At 63.8% G+C, this 13439-nt stretch carries 10 protein-coding genes; 6 read left to right on the top strand and 4 right to left on the bottom strand.

Annotated elements, in window-relative coordinates; translation table 11 throughout:
* Nucleotides 1–44: 44 nt before the first annotated feature.
* The 3 genes from CDV49_RS10390 to CDV49_RS10380 are packed head-to-tail and all read right to left on the bottom strand — an operon-like array spanning nucleotide 45 to nucleotide 2997.
* Nucleotides 45–860: a hypothetical protein gene (locus CDV49_RS10390; RefSeq protein ID WP_088215466.1), complete on the bottom strand. Its 816-nt coding sequence runs from the start codon at nucleotides 858–860 to the stop codon at nucleotides 45–47.
* Nucleotides 857–1648: an HpcH/HpaI aldolase family protein gene (locus CDV49_RS10385; protein ID WP_179209173.1), complete on the bottom strand. Its 792-nt coding sequence runs from the start codon at nucleotides 1646–1648 to the stop codon at nucleotides 857–859. Before CDV49_RS10385 ends, CDV49_RS10390 begins: the two co-directional genes overlap by 4 nt.
* A gap of 53 nt (nucleotides 1649–1701) precedes the next feature.
* Nucleotides 1702–2997 (bottom strand): NAD(P)/FAD-dependent oxidoreductase, encoded by a 1296-nt coding sequence (locus CDV49_RS10380; RefSeq protein ID WP_088215465.1) that lies wholly within the window; start codon nucleotides 2995–2997, stop codon nucleotides 1702–1704.
* Between the two features lie 115 nt (nucleotides 2998–3112).
* Here CDV49_RS10380 and CDV49_RS10375 point away from each other — a divergent pair, with 115 nt between their 5' ends.
* The 6 genes from CDV49_RS10375 (at nucleotide 3113) to CDV49_RS10350 (ending at nucleotide 12351) form a co-directional block, all read left to right on the top strand.
* A complete protein-coding gene (locus tag CDV49_RS10375) occupies nucleotides 3113–3592 on the top strand; it encodes a (2Fe-2S)-binding protein (RefSeq protein ID WP_088215464.1) in 480 nt (159 codons plus the stop codon).
* Nucleotides 3592–4392, top strand: a complete 801-nt coding sequence (locus tag CDV49_RS10370; RefSeq protein WP_088215463.1) for an FAD binding domain-containing protein — start codon at nucleotides 3592–3594, stop codon at nucleotides 4390–4392. The genes CDV49_RS10375 and CDV49_RS10370 overlap by 1 nt, the downstream gene beginning before the upstream one ends.
* 911 nt (nucleotides 4393–5303) lie before the next feature.
* On the top strand, nucleotides 5304–6857 hold the full coding sequence (locus tag CDV49_RS10365; protein ID WP_218821933.1) for an AbgT family transporter: 1554 nt from the start codon (nucleotides 5304–5306) through the stop codon (nucleotides 6855–6857).
* A gap of 97 nt (nucleotides 6858–6954) precedes the next feature.
* Nucleotides 6955–8016 carry an efflux RND transporter periplasmic adaptor subunit gene (locus CDV49_RS10360; RefSeq protein ID WP_088215462.1) on the top strand — a complete coding sequence of 354 codons (1062 nt, stop codon included), beginning with the start codon at nucleotides 6955–6957 and terminating at the stop codon, nucleotides 8014–8016.
* Nucleotides 8013–11108 (top strand): efflux RND transporter permease subunit, encoded by a 3096-nt coding sequence (locus CDV49_RS10355; protein WP_088215461.1) that lies wholly within the window; start codon nucleotides 8013–8015, stop codon nucleotides 11106–11108. The genes CDV49_RS10360 and CDV49_RS10355 overlap by 4 nt, the downstream gene beginning before the upstream one ends.
* Nucleotides 11101–12351 carry an MFS transporter gene (locus tag CDV49_RS10350; protein ID WP_179209172.1) on the top strand — a complete coding sequence of 417 codons (1251 nt, stop codon included), beginning with the start codon at nucleotides 11101–11103 and terminating at the stop codon, nucleotides 12349–12351. Before CDV49_RS10355 ends, CDV49_RS10350 begins: the two co-directional genes overlap by 8 nt.
* On the opposite strand, the gene CDV49_RS10345 is transcribed toward CDV49_RS10350, so the two are convergent.
* Nucleotides 12311–13270, bottom strand: a complete 960-nt coding sequence (locus tag CDV49_RS10345) for an alpha/beta hydrolase (RefSeq protein WP_179209171.1) — start codon at nucleotides 13268–13270, stop codon at nucleotides 12311–12313. The two genes, CDV49_RS10350 and CDV49_RS10345, sit on opposite strands and share 41 nt — an antisense overlap.
* Between the last annotated feature and the right edge of the window lie 169 nt (nucleotides 13271–13439).

Genomic DNA, 13439 nt, shown 5'->3' with positions numbered 1-13439 from the left:
AAGGCAAAAAATCTCCCGTTTGCGGCGATCAGTGCGGAATGGTGTCAGAGATAGTCTGCCGCATTGGAGACCCAGCCCCTGGCGAGAAAGTCCGCGCGCGGCGGCGCGAAGATGTCGATCAGGAGATGACGACCGGACCCCAGACCTTCGGTCGTGTGAATGACTTTCGGAGGGATCACGCAAAGGCTGGGGGACGGAGCCTCGAGATGCAGATCTTCGCGCCAGACGGTCGCGTCGGGCCCCCACGGCGTGCGCAGATGGTGCAGGAAACTGCCCGCCAGCGCCAACGACCCCTGCTCAAAATCCTCATGCGCGTGGGGCGAAAGCTTCGTTCGGTCACGCAATCCCGTGTATTCGATCCAGTTGAAGCTGAGGCATCGGCTGCGCAGGATCTTCAGCCGCGGCTTGTCGGCGGGCGCGTGGATATCATCCGCGTGGATGACCCGAGGCCCGGACTGCACCGGATGGCCCGGGGGCGCGAGTGGCAGTATCCCGTCTTCGGCAGCAGCATAATCGGCGTCGTTTATCGCATCGGCAGGGGCGCCGCCGCTGATCGGCTTGATGATGGCGATCGCCGTTCCGGGTGCGGCCGCGATCAAAAAATCACCCTCCCCGAGCAGGCAGAGAGAGCGGGCAGGGGCTTCGGCCGTCCGATCTTCTTGTGTCACGCATCCGGGAGCATCGGGAAAGATCGCGACCGCTTCTATGGCGGCTTGCTGGCGGAGAGGCTCTGCTCCCGCCACGGCATAGTCCACGATGAAGCGCTTGCCCCGCGCCCGCGTCAGCCGCCAACCGGAGGGAGCCGCATCCGTCGGGAATTCCACGAAACAGGGCAGGCGCGGCATGGTCTGAATGGTCATTGTGTGATCCTTTCGTTTTGAAGGGAGCCAGCTTCGGCCAGAGTCCGCGCGCCTGCCAGCACCATGCCCTGATCGGAACCGATGAGTGCCAGGGAGACGCCCCGGGCCCGCAATCCGGCAAGGGCGGAGGGCGTCGCGCCATAGGCGCCAAACGCCCGGCCGGATGCCTGCGCTGCGGAGGCGACGCGGCTGAATGCCCGGTCGATTTCCGCGCCACCGGAGCGTCCGAGCCCCAGTCCGACGCCAAGGTCTGCCGCGCCAAAGAATACGCCGTCGATGCCGGGTGTCGCCGCGATGGCTTCCACCTGATCCAGAGCTTCCGGGTCTTCGATCTGGGCGATGACACTGACTTCCTCGCCTGCGGCGGCAAGGAAGTCGGCCATGGGTCGCGCCGTGAAATCTCCATGCCGGGTGGAACCGGCATAACCGCGTCCACCTGCGCCGAACCTTGCCCAGCGGGCCACATCGGCAGCCAGCGCGGGTGAGCGGACGTGGGGAACGAGCAGCCCGGAGGCTCCGCCGTCCAATGCCTGAAGCGCGGCTTCCGGGCTGGCATGGGAAAGCCTGACCAGCGTTGGCAGGTCGAGAGCCCGCGCCAGGGCAAGGCACCAGTCCAGCTCACGCCGGCCCAAGGCCGAATGCTCTGCATCCAGACAGATGAAATCCACCCCGGCCCGCGCCATGATCTCCACAATCTCGGAGGCGGGGGTTTTGATGAAGGTGCCTGCCATGAAAGCACCCGCGCGAAGGCGGGCGCGGAAGCGTGAGGCTGCGCGCTCTTGGGACACGGATGGTCTCCTGTTCTGAGGATCGGCTATGCCGGCGATCAACTTTTCCCGGGTCAGCGGGGCAAGGGTTCCCGCCAGCGGAAATACTGCATCGCGACCGGGATCAGCCATTCCTGCCGCGCCGGCCATGCCACGGCACCCGGAGCATCGAGGCGGAACAGGCTCCGCGCCTCCTCCGTGCGGCCAAGGATCGCCATGGCCGCCTTGTTGCCGAGATAGGGCGCCATCGCGAGGCCGGAGAAGCAGTAGCCCATTGCGAAATGTATGCCCTCATGCTGACCGACATGGGGAAAAAGATCCTCCGTCGCCGCGCATTTGCCCCGCCAGGCGTGGGAAATCCGAACATCCCGCAGCTCCGGGAAGAAATAGGCCATCTCCTCCCGGAGGCGCAGGGCCATATGGCGAAGTGACGGGTGCCACAACCCCGTTCGTCCGCCAAGCGCCAGCCGATTATCCGGAGTGATCTGGTAGTAGGTCGAATTCTTGCGGTTGTCGTGATAGGTGCGCCGCCCCGCCCGCAGACGCGCCACGGTCGCTTCGGGAAGCGGTTCCGTGCCGATCATGAAAGCGACGATAGGGATAAGCCGCCTGTGGTGCCAGCGCTGGCCTTTCGGCGTGTAGCCGTTGGTCGCCACCAGGACGTCTCGCGCAATGACCTGCCCGCGCGTTGTGTGAACCGCGAAGCCCCGCGGTTCTTTCTGAATTGCCGTCACGGGGGTATCGCCGAGAACGCGCGCGCCCTGCGCCATGGCCTCATCGAGCATCGCGCGAGTGTAGAGCGCCGGGTTAACTGCCGCGTTGGCGCGGATGTGCACACCTCCGACGTAGCGGTCGGATACCAGTTCGGCGTCGCCCGCCGTCAGGAAATCGACAGCCTCGCCCACGTGCCGGGCTCGAAGCTCCCATTCGCGGAACAGCTTGTCGCGATGGCCCGGAGTGACTGCGCCCACCACCCGGCCGCAGTTGCGAAAGCCGGTTGGGCGGTTCAGCGCGGCGATGCGGGCAAAGGCATCATCATAGACCTGACCCAACTCTCCGAACCAGGCCTTTGCCGTGTCGAGGCCGCGCTCCTCCATCATCTGGCCGAAGCTGTGCTTGAAATACCGCCCAAGCATCGCCCCGTTTCGCGAACTGGCCCCCCCGCCCGGAACGCCCGCGTCCAGCAGCAGCACATCCCGCCCTGCCGCCGCCAGTGTCTGCGCCGCCGCCGCACCCGTCAGACCCGCCCCCACGATCACCACATCGGCGCGCGTCGGCAAGGGAGCGGGAGCACCCCGTGCCATTCCACCGGCAAGCGTCCACCACAGGGGCGTCTCCGAAAAATCATCGGCAAATGGCGGAAGACTCATTGGCAGCCCCTCGAACTTACGTCAGAATGTTTATCGCACAACTGCGCGAAATCCAATATACGAATTTCCGACGGATGTGGGAAACCGGAGAGGAAATGGGAAAGAGGGCCGCGGGATGATCGAAGTGACGATGAAGGTGAACGGGCGGGAGATCACGCGGACCGTGCCGGGACGGCGGCTTCTCGTCGAGTTACTGCGGGAGGGTCTCCGTCTCACCGGCACACATGTCGGATGCGACACCAGCCAATGCGGGGCCTGTACGGTCCACCTCAACGGGCGCAGCGTCAAGTCCTGCACCGTGCTCGCCGCGGCCTGTGACGGGGCCGAAGTCACCACGATCGAAGGTATCACCCCGCCCGAGGGGCTCCATCCGATGCAGCAGGCGTTTGCGGACACCCACGGCCTGCAATGCGGCTACTGTACGCCCGGCATGATCATGACGGCCCTGTCGCTCGTTCGCCCGGGAGGAGGGGTGCCGGATCGGGAGGAGTTGCGTGAGTTGCTGCATGGCAATCTTTGCCGCTGCACGGGATATCAGAATATTCTCGCCGCCATCGAGAAAGGCGCAGAAATGATGCACCGGGGAGAGGCGTGATGCACGACTTCGCCTATCACCGTCCGCGCGATCTTGCCGAAGCGCTGGCACTCCTTTCCGGTGACGACGGGGCAATGGTTCTGGCAGGGGGGCAAACACTTCTGCCGACCATGAAACAGGGACTGAACCAGCCCTCCGCGTTGATCGACCTGTCGGGGATTGCGGGGCTTTCCGACATCCATGAAATCGCGGACGGTTTTCAGATCGGTGCGATGGCCACGCATGCGGCCGTGTCGGGTGATCCCGCGATCCTGCGCCGGTTTCCTGCTTTTGCGCGGGTGGCCCGCCAGATCGGCGATCCTCATATCCGCAACCGGGGAACGATTGGGGGCTCCCTTGCCAACAACGATCCCTCTGCGGATTATCCGGCCGCCTTGCTCGCCTGCGGCGCGGTGATTGTGACGGACAGAAGCGAGTTGCCGGTAGAGGAGTTCTTTGCCGGGCTTTTCGCTACGGCGCTCGATTTTGGCGAAATCATCACCTGCATCAAGGTGCCCCAGCCGAGGCGCTTCGGCTATGCCAGCATCCGCAACCCCGCCTCCCGCTATGCGAGCACCGGTGTCGCCGTGGCGGTGCGTCAGGATGGAACGGCGGTTGTCGCGGTGACGGGGGCAGGGCAGGACGGTGTGTATCGCTGGTCGGAGGCCGAGGCCCGCCTGAATGATGATTTTTCGGTTGCAGCCGTGGAATCCCTCTTGCCGAACGCGGATGACATGATGGCCGATGCCCGCACGCCGGGCCCATACCGGGCGGCCCTTGTTCTCGCCATGACGAAGGCTGCGGTAAGGGCGGCACATTAGCAACAGATCAGCCGATGGCGATGATGGTTTGTGATCCGCGCTTCTCCGCCCGCGATTATCGCGTGCCTTCCCGGCAATCATGCGGGGAATGGTTTGGGGGAGTCACATCGGGAGGATCTCCGGCATAGTCGATGCAGCGCCTTGATGCGACCAAGGCCCGAGCAACGCGGGCTTCGGCAGGGCGCTCGGGGATCGGGCTGTGGGGCAGTTCGCCTGACAAGAACGCCCGGCGTCGAGGCGGCTGAACTGAAAAGGATGTCCGCTTGCGCACGCTGATGATTTCGGGAGAGGGTTGCGGTGCCATCCGGCCGTCCGCCCCCTCTAACCGCCCGTGTCGTGTGCGGGAGGACACTCCGCCGGATACTCCGATGGCCGCCCGGAGCCGGCTTCCAGCCTGTATCGACGGCAGGTTTGCGATAGCTCTGGCGATCATCTCCCCGGCAGCAGTCTCCACCATCTGTTCGCGCCAAAGTATCGCGAAGGGTCGAAAGGGGACTAAACCCTGAACAAAGCCAGCCCATAAGGATATTCAGGAAAAGCCGCTCATTTTTTCGAACATCTTTGCAGAGTGAAACTTTTTATGGTGTTAGGCATAGTATCGCCAAAGCCGATGCCGTTTGCAGTCCGTATGTTGCGGACGCCGCACGTATTATTTTAATCGCACGCCTGGTTACCGCCAACGCTTTATCGCTGGACAATTTATGGAATTTGCGAGCATTCTCCTTGCAAGAAGGGGGAAGATTCCTCGCCCTTCCGAATTTAAACTAGGCGTCTGCTTTTTCTGCCAGACAATGAACAGCGGCTGATGAGTAGGCGCTCCATCTAAAGTGAATTACACCATTCGGTCGTGATGGCCCCCGTGGCAGGCATCTTTTTGGCTATCTCGACTGATATATTTCGGGGGCAACGACTTGGCTGGAAGCAAACCCTCTGGTCCCGATAACGAAGGCACACTGTCTGGATTTCTGGGAACCGTCGAGAGGGTCGGCAATGCCGTGCCCCACCCGGCAATCATATTCCTGATCCTGATCGGCATCATCATCGTCCTGTCGACGATTTTCGGCCTGATGGGCACGTCGGTGGTCTATGAAGGCTACGACGTGGCACTCGGCGATATCGTTGAGCGGGAAAGCAGCGTCCGCAGCCTTCTGTCGCCGGATGGAATACGGTTCATGCTGACCAGTCCGGTGGCCAATTTCCTGGCCTTCACCGGCGTTGGGGTGATCCTCGTGGCGATGATCGGTGTCGGGCTGGCGGAGGAATCCGGGCTGATCGCGACGCTGGTGCGCAAGCTCGTGGCGATCGCGCCGCGGGGGATCTTCACCTTCATGATCGTCTCGGTCGGCGTCCTGTCCTCGATTGCGGCGGATGCGGGATACCTCGTGCTCGTGCCGCTGGCGGCCGCTGCCTTTCATAGCCTTGGCAGGCATCCTCTGGCGGGCCTCGCTGCGGGTTTCAGCGGTGTTGCCGCAGTGTTTCTGGTCAACGTCTTCGTGACGCCGACGGATGCGCTTCTGGTGGAAGTCACCAATGATGCGGTGCGTTCGGTCAATCCCGCGGCGCAGATCACCCCCGTCGGCAACCTCTATTTCATGATCGTTTCCTCCATCGTCATGGCGATCATCTGCACGATCATAACCGAGAAATACGTGGAGCCCCGCCTTGGCCCCTATACCGGCGGTGTGCCAGTGGAGGTGCATGACGGGCTGACGGACGCGGAACAGCGCGGGCTGAAGGCAGCGGGGCGTACCCTGCTCATCGTCGCGCTCATCATCGCTGCGCTCACGGTGCCGCCGATCCCATGGGGCATATTGCGCAATCAGAACACGGGCGGGATCATGTCGGGTTCGCCCTTCATGAGCGCGCTCATCATTCTGATCAGCACGGTATTTCTGTTCGTTGGCTATGCCTATGGCCGCGCGGCGGGCACGATCGAAAACATGACCGCCGCGATCGGCCTTATCGTGAAGACCTGGGGCGGACTGTCCGGCATGATCTTTCTGCTGTTTGTCATCGCCAACTTCATCGCCTTCTTCAACTATACCAACCTTGCGACGGTTCTGGCGGTCAACCTCGCCGATATCCTGCAGGCCGCGCCGCTGGGAGCGACCAGCTACATCTTTCTCTTCATCTTATTGGTGGCGCTCATCGACATCATCCTGACAGGCGCGCTGGCGAAATGGGCCATTCTGGCGCCCGTTTTCATTCCGCTGTTCATGCGTCTCGGGGGTGAGCCCAACCTGGTGCTGGCGGCCTATCGCGTGGGCGACAGCCCGATGAACGTCATCACGCCGCTCAACGTGTATCTGGCTGTCATGGTGGGGTTCGCCCAGAAGTATGAGAAGGACGCCGGGATCGGAACGATCGTGGCTCTCATGCTGCCCTATACGGTGGTGCTTCTGGTGCTTTGGACCCTGATGCTCGTCGCCTGGTACCTGCTCGGCGTCCCGTTGGGGCCGAACTGATCCAGCGACGGTTCCCGTCACCCGAATATACAGCGCGGCTGCCCCGAGATACTGAAGGGATTTCAGCATGTTCACAGTAAGACCGGCGACATGTGGCATGGTTTTTGCTGTTCTGATGATCACGACCCTCACCGCCTGTCGGGAGGAGGATAAGACGGCTGCGCCCGAGTTGCGTCCCGTGCGGAGCATCGTCGTGGCCGAAAGCGCCTCGGGAGAGACGGTCACCCTGTCCGGCACGGTGGAAAGCCAGATCCAGGTCGAACTGGCGTTCCGTATCGGCGGGCGGCTTGTCGAGCGGCTGGTGAATGTCGGCGATACGGTCGCGCCGGGGCAGGTCCTCGCACGGCTCGATCCGGCGGATGAGGAAAACGCCCTGCGCAGCGCCGAGGCCGCGCAGACCGCAGCAGGCGCCCAGTTTTCCGAGGCGCGATCGAATTACCAGCGTCAGCGCCAGCTTTATGAGCGCGCGTTTCTGGCGCGGGCGGGGCTCGAGCGGGCCGAACAGGTCATGACCTCGGCCCAGAGCGCCTTCGACGCCGCCGATGCACAGGTGGGAATAGCGCGCCGGCGATTGGACGACACAGTGCTCGAAGCCGATGCCGGGGGCGTCGTCACGGCAGTGGGTGCGGAGGCGGGCGAAGTCGTCACCCCCGGGCGGCGCATCGTTCAGGTTGCCCGGGACGGGGGGAAGGATGCCGTCTTCGACGTGCCCGCGGCGATTGTGACGGCCAGCCCGCCTGACCCGGAAGTCTCGATAAGGCTAAGCCTCAATCCGGGTGTCAGTGCCACCGGACGCGTGCGGGAGATCGCACCGCGTGTGGATCCGGCGACCGGCACCATTCGCGTCCGCGTCGGTCTGATCGACCCGCCGGAGGAGCTCCGGTTGGGCTCCACCGTCAACGGGCGCGTGCATTTTGGCGGTTACGGAGGGATCGAACTCCCCGCCTCGGCCCTGACCTCCGCGGATGGCGCGCCGGCGGTCTGGATCGTCGATACGAACACCGGCACGGTCTCGCTTCGGCCTGTCGAGGTGACACGGTTCACGCCGTCTTCTGTCGGCATCTCTAACGGCGTGCAGATCGGCGACCGGGTCGTCACAGCCGGGGTGCAGGCGCTGCGTCCGGGCCAGAAGGTCCGCCTCCTCGGGGAGGGATCATGATCGGTCCCAACCTGTCGGAATGGGCGATCCGCAGCCGGTCCCTGACCATCTACTTCATGCTGGTCGCCGTCATCGCGGGCGCGTTCGCCTTCATCAACCTCGGTCGTGACGAAGACCCTTCCTTCACGATCAAGACGATGCTGGTCACTGCCGTCTGGCCGGGTGCCACAATCGAGGAGACCCAGCGCCAGCTTACCGACCGGCTCGAACGCAAGCTGGAGGAAACGACAGGCCTGGACGCTGTCCGTTCGATCACCCGGCCGGGGATCGTGACCATTTATGTCGATCTTGAGGGCGCCTTCCCGCCGGAGCGCGTGGGCGCGGTCTGGCAGGAGGTGCGCAACGGCATCGGCGACATACGCCACACGCTGCCGCAGGGGGTATTGGGGCCGTTCTTCAACGACGATTTCGGCGATGTCTTCGGCATCGTCTACGGCTTCACCGCGGATGGATTCAGCGAGCGCGAACTGCGCGACTATGTCGATTTCGTACGGACACGCCTGATGGGCGAGGTGCACGGGATCGGCAAGGTCGAATTCATTGGTGTGCAGGATGAGGCCGTCTTCATCGAATTTCAGCCCGACCGGGTTGCTGCCATGGGTCTGGACTACGGTCAGATCCTCGCCGCTATCGCCGCACAGAACGTCGTGCGACCCTCGGGCACCATCAACTCGGGCAAGGAAAACCTGATCCTGCGGGTCAGCGGGGCCTTTGAATCGGAGAACGATATCCTCGACGTATCGCTGCTCGCCGACGGGCGCGCGATCAGGCTCGGCGATATCGCAACCGTCCGGCGCGGCTTCGTGGACCCGCCGCAACCGCTTCTGCATGTGAACGGCAAGCGGGCTATCGGCCTTGGCATTTCCATGCGGGAAGGCGGCGATATCCTTGAGCTCGGGGCAGAGATCGACCACGCCATGAAGGGTATCGTCGCCGACCTGCCGATCGGGATAGAGCCGCATCTGGTTTCCGATCAGCCCCGCGTCGTGACGACGGCGATCGGGGACTTCATCACCTCGCTCTATCAGGCGATTGCCATCATTCTGGTCATCAGCTTTGTCACGCTCGGTGTGCGGGCCGGAGCCGTCGTGGCCGTGGCGATCCCCGTGACGCTCGCGGCCGCGTTCCTCGTCATGGATGTCATGGGCATCGACCTGCAACGGGTGTCGCTTGGCGCGCTGATCATCTCGCTGGCCCTGCTGGTCGATGACGCGATGACGACGACGGACGCGGTTCTGCGCAGGCTTGCCGCGGGCGATACGGTGGCGGAGGGGGCGACCTATGCCTACCGTCGTCTTGCCGCACCGATGCTGACCGGGACGCTGATCACGATTGCCGGCTTCGTTCCGATCGGCTTTGCCCAGAGCCAGGCCGGCGAATACACGATCTCCCTGTTTCAGGTGGTGGCGATCACGTTGATCGCCTCATGGCTGGTCGCTGTCGTGTTCACGCCGATCATTGCGGGTGTGCTGCTCAAGCCGCCTTCCGCAGCGGTCAGTCAGGAGCCGGGCCGGTTCCTGCGCGCCTTCGGCAAGTTCCTCAATATCGCGATCAGCGGCCGTTGGATCACGATTGCCATCACGGCCGTTGCCTTTGCGGTGGCCGTTCTGGGCATGCAGCAACTCAACCGGCAGTTCTTCCCGCCATCTGACCGCAACGAACTGATCGTCGACTTTCAGTTGCCCCGATCCAGTTCGATCTTCGCCAGCGAGGAGGCCATCTCCCGGGTGGAGCGATACCTTGCCGCCAGTGAGGACGTGGATTTCTGGACCAGCTATATCGGCCGGAACGTCATACGCTTCTATCTCCCGCTCGCCATCCGGCCGCCAAGCGACCACCACAGCCAGATCGTCGTGATGGCCAAGAGCCTGGACGCGCGCCTGCGGCTTCAGGATGCGCTTGACAGGTTTCTGGTGGAGAACATGCCTGAGGCGGTGGTGCGGGTCAGCCCGCTGGAGATGGGTCCGCCGATCGGCTGGCCGTTGCAATACAGGCTGAGCGGTTCGGATACTGAGGTAATTCGCACCGAAGCTCTTCGGCTTGCAGAGGTGATCGCCTCTCACCCCGGCACGCGGAGGGTGCATTTCGACTGGATCGAGCCCGCCCGTCAGCTTCGCATCGAGATCAATCAGGAGCAGGCCCGGCGCCTTGGGCTGACCAGCTCACAGCTCTCCGCCGTGCTCAATACAGCGATTTCCGGCTCGACCGTCACCCAGCTGCGGGACGACATCTACCTTGTGAACGTCATCGCGCGTGCACAGGCGGAGGATCGGATTTCCCTGGATGGGCTTGGCACCCTTCAAGTGCCGGTGCCGGGGGGGCGGACCGTTGCCCTCAGTTCCTTCGCCACCTTCAGCTTCACGCAGGAACAGCCGCTGATCTGGCGGCGCAACCGTGAACCGACGCTGACCGTGCTCGCCGATGTGGCGCCCGGACTGTTGCCGGAGACGGTCGTCGCCGATCTTTCCGACAAGATCGCGGCGCTGAATGCGTCACTCCCTTTCGGTCACCGGATCGAGACGGGCGGAACGGCCGAGACATCGGCGGAAAGTCAGGCAGCGGTGTTCGCCGTGGTTCCGCTGATGGCGTTCCTCATGCTGACGCTGTTGATGGTGCAGCTCAAGAACTTCCGCATGGTGGGCATCGTCGTGCTGCTTCTGCCCTTGGGGTTGATCGGCGTGGTGGGGGCGCTGTTGCTCTTTGCGCGCCCGCTGGGCTTTGTGGCGATTCTGGGGATTCTGGCGCTTCTCGGCATGATCGCGAAGAATGCCGTCATCCTGATCACACAGATCAACGATGAACGGGCGGCGGGGGCCGGCGTGCGCGAGGCGGCGGTCTCATCGGCGATGAACCGATTGCGACCCCTGCTGCTCACCGCGCTTTCGACGGTTCTCGGCCTGCTGCCGATCGCGCCGACCCTCTTCTGGGGCCCAATGGCATTCGCGATCATGGGGGGATTGCTGGTCGCGACCGTTCTGACGCTCATCGTCCTGCCGGTCCTGTATGTGACGCTCTTCGGCGATGACAAGAATGGGGGCACCGACAGGATCGCGGAGCCCGCGGGACCGGCCGCGCCACCGCAGGATGCCTGAGGAAGACGCGCCCCTTGCCTGGACGGGGGTGGCCGACAAGGCCAGCTATTACAGACTTTTTGCGGCCTATGTGCTGGCGCTGCTGGCCACCGGCATGGCGACGGTTGCGCTGGCACTGTTGGCCTATGATCTGGCGGGGGGCGATTCCGGCACGGTGATGGGTACGGCGCTTTCTCTCAAGATGCTGGCCTATATCATCGCCGCCCCCTTCGTGAGCGTGCTGATCCGGCATGTGCCCCGCAAACCGATGCTCATCACACTGGATATCCTTCGCGCGGGCAGTCTGGTGCTGCTGCCGTTCATCACCGCGATCTGGCAGGTATATGCGCTTGTTTTCGTCTTCTCGCTGGCCTCCGCCATCTTCACGCTCGTCTATCAGACGATCGTTCCCTATCTGCTGGCCAATCAACATGACTACACGAACTCGCTGGCCCGCTCACTGATCGCAAGCGAGCTTGAAACCTCGCTCAGCCCGCTTCTCGCTGCGGGCCTCCTCCTGGCCTTTGCATCGACGGGCGTCTTCGTCATCAGCGCGCTTGCCCTCCTGCTGTCGGCATGGCTCGTCAGCCGGATGCGCACGCCGGAGCCGACAGGCAGGCGGAGCGAACGGATGGTCGCCGCATTCCTCCGCGGGCCGAGGCTGTTTCTGCGGACACCCCAACTGCGCGGGCTTATCGCGCTCGACATCGCGGTGGGCTGCGGGAGCGCCATGGTGATGGTCAATACCGTGGTCATCGTGCAGGGCACGTTCGAGATGACCCGCTACGCGAGTGCCATAGCCTTTGCGGTGTTTGGACTCGGGTCCATTTGCGGGGCCATCGTGATCACACCGGCGCTCCGCGTCCTTCCGGAGCGGTCGATCATGATAGGCGGGGCAGTATTGCTGTCAGCGGGTCTGCTGGCGGGTATGGTGGTGTGGTCCATTCCCGGTCTGCTGACCCTCTGGTTCCTGATCGGTCTGGGATGTGCGCTTGCCCTGACGCCGGCGGCCTATCTCATCCGCCGTATCGCACGGCCGGCGGATCTTCAGGCCCTGTTCGCCGCGCAACTATCGTTGACAAGCGCCTGCCTGCTGGTCGCCTATTCGGTGGCGGGCTGGCTGGGCGCACGGGCCGGGCTACCGGCAGCCTTTGCCGGGCTCGGGATCATCGCGGCCGGCGCGGCGCTTCTTGCCGCGGTGCTCTGGTCCGTGGGGAAGGGGCCTACTGCGGCCCCGCCAAGGGCAGAAGGACCGCCTCGCTGACACCTGCCACGACATTGACCGTCGCTTCGAAGACGTTGGACTGACGATTGTCGTCCCGCAATATCGTGGCGCCGAACCGGTCGATCCCGCCGATGAGCGCAATCAGCTCCGGAGAGGTGGCGACCGCAAAGTGATTGAGCCGGTCGCCCGTTCCCCGCACATCGCTGAGATCGATCACGATGACCCCCGGCAGATCGGCGACCCGCCCGGTGTCGCGGAGCGCGCCCAACCGTTCCGTTCTGCCGCGGAGCAGCCCCGATATCCACAATGCCCGGTCCCGACCCGAAACCGCTATGTAGATCGGCATCTCTCTTGGCCGAAGTGCCGAAACCTGGCTTCGGAACACATCGATATCGAGATCGGGGGAGAGCAGCACCACCGCGCGCAGTTTGTCGAGAACGCTATCGGAGCCCCGGATGGCGATCTGGCGCACCGCTTCCATCACCAGCAACGCACCCATCGAATGCCCGGCAAGTATCACGTTATCCGCCTTGCTGCGCGCCACCAGCGTCAGCACCTTTTCCAGCCCGTCGCGGGCGAACAGCGCGCTTTCCCGGTCATAGGCGTAACCGCGCATGCTCGCCGCCGATGGCCAGGCATAGGACAGGGCCACCCCCGGCGTGGCGAAGTCATGCGTCATCTGGGCGTGGCGATACAGTCCTTCGGCGAAATTGGTGTTGAAGCCGTGAACGAAGATCGTCACCTCGCGCGCCCCCGGAGGCCGTTGGACAAGGCGTGCGTTCAGGGCGCGGAGGAACGCGGGCTCATCCGCAAAATGTTGTTCTGAAACCGTCAGGAAATCCGTCTCCGGGTCGGGCTTGCCGTGTCGTGGAAAGGTGATCGTGCCGGTTTGCCGTTCCGGCGGGACGGAGATCGCGAACGCCCCCCAATGCAGTGTCAGGGACCGCGCGCTTGACAAGCCGGTCCCATCGGCGGTGGGCCTGCGGCTCGTCGCGACCAACACCTCCGTGACCTCGCCCGTCCGGGCGGCTTCGGGCGATATCGTGATCGTCCCCCGTGGCGCACAACTGCACAGCGCGACGCAGAACGACAGGACAAGTCCAAGCTTTCGGATGATCGGGCCTCCG

The organism is Haematobacter genomosp. 1 (assembly GCF_002196855.1).
Taxonomy (GTDB): domain Bacteria; phylum Pseudomonadota; class Alphaproteobacteria; order Rhodobacterales; family Rhodobacteraceae; genus Haematobacter.
This window is presented reverse-complemented; position numbering and strand designations above follow the sequence as displayed.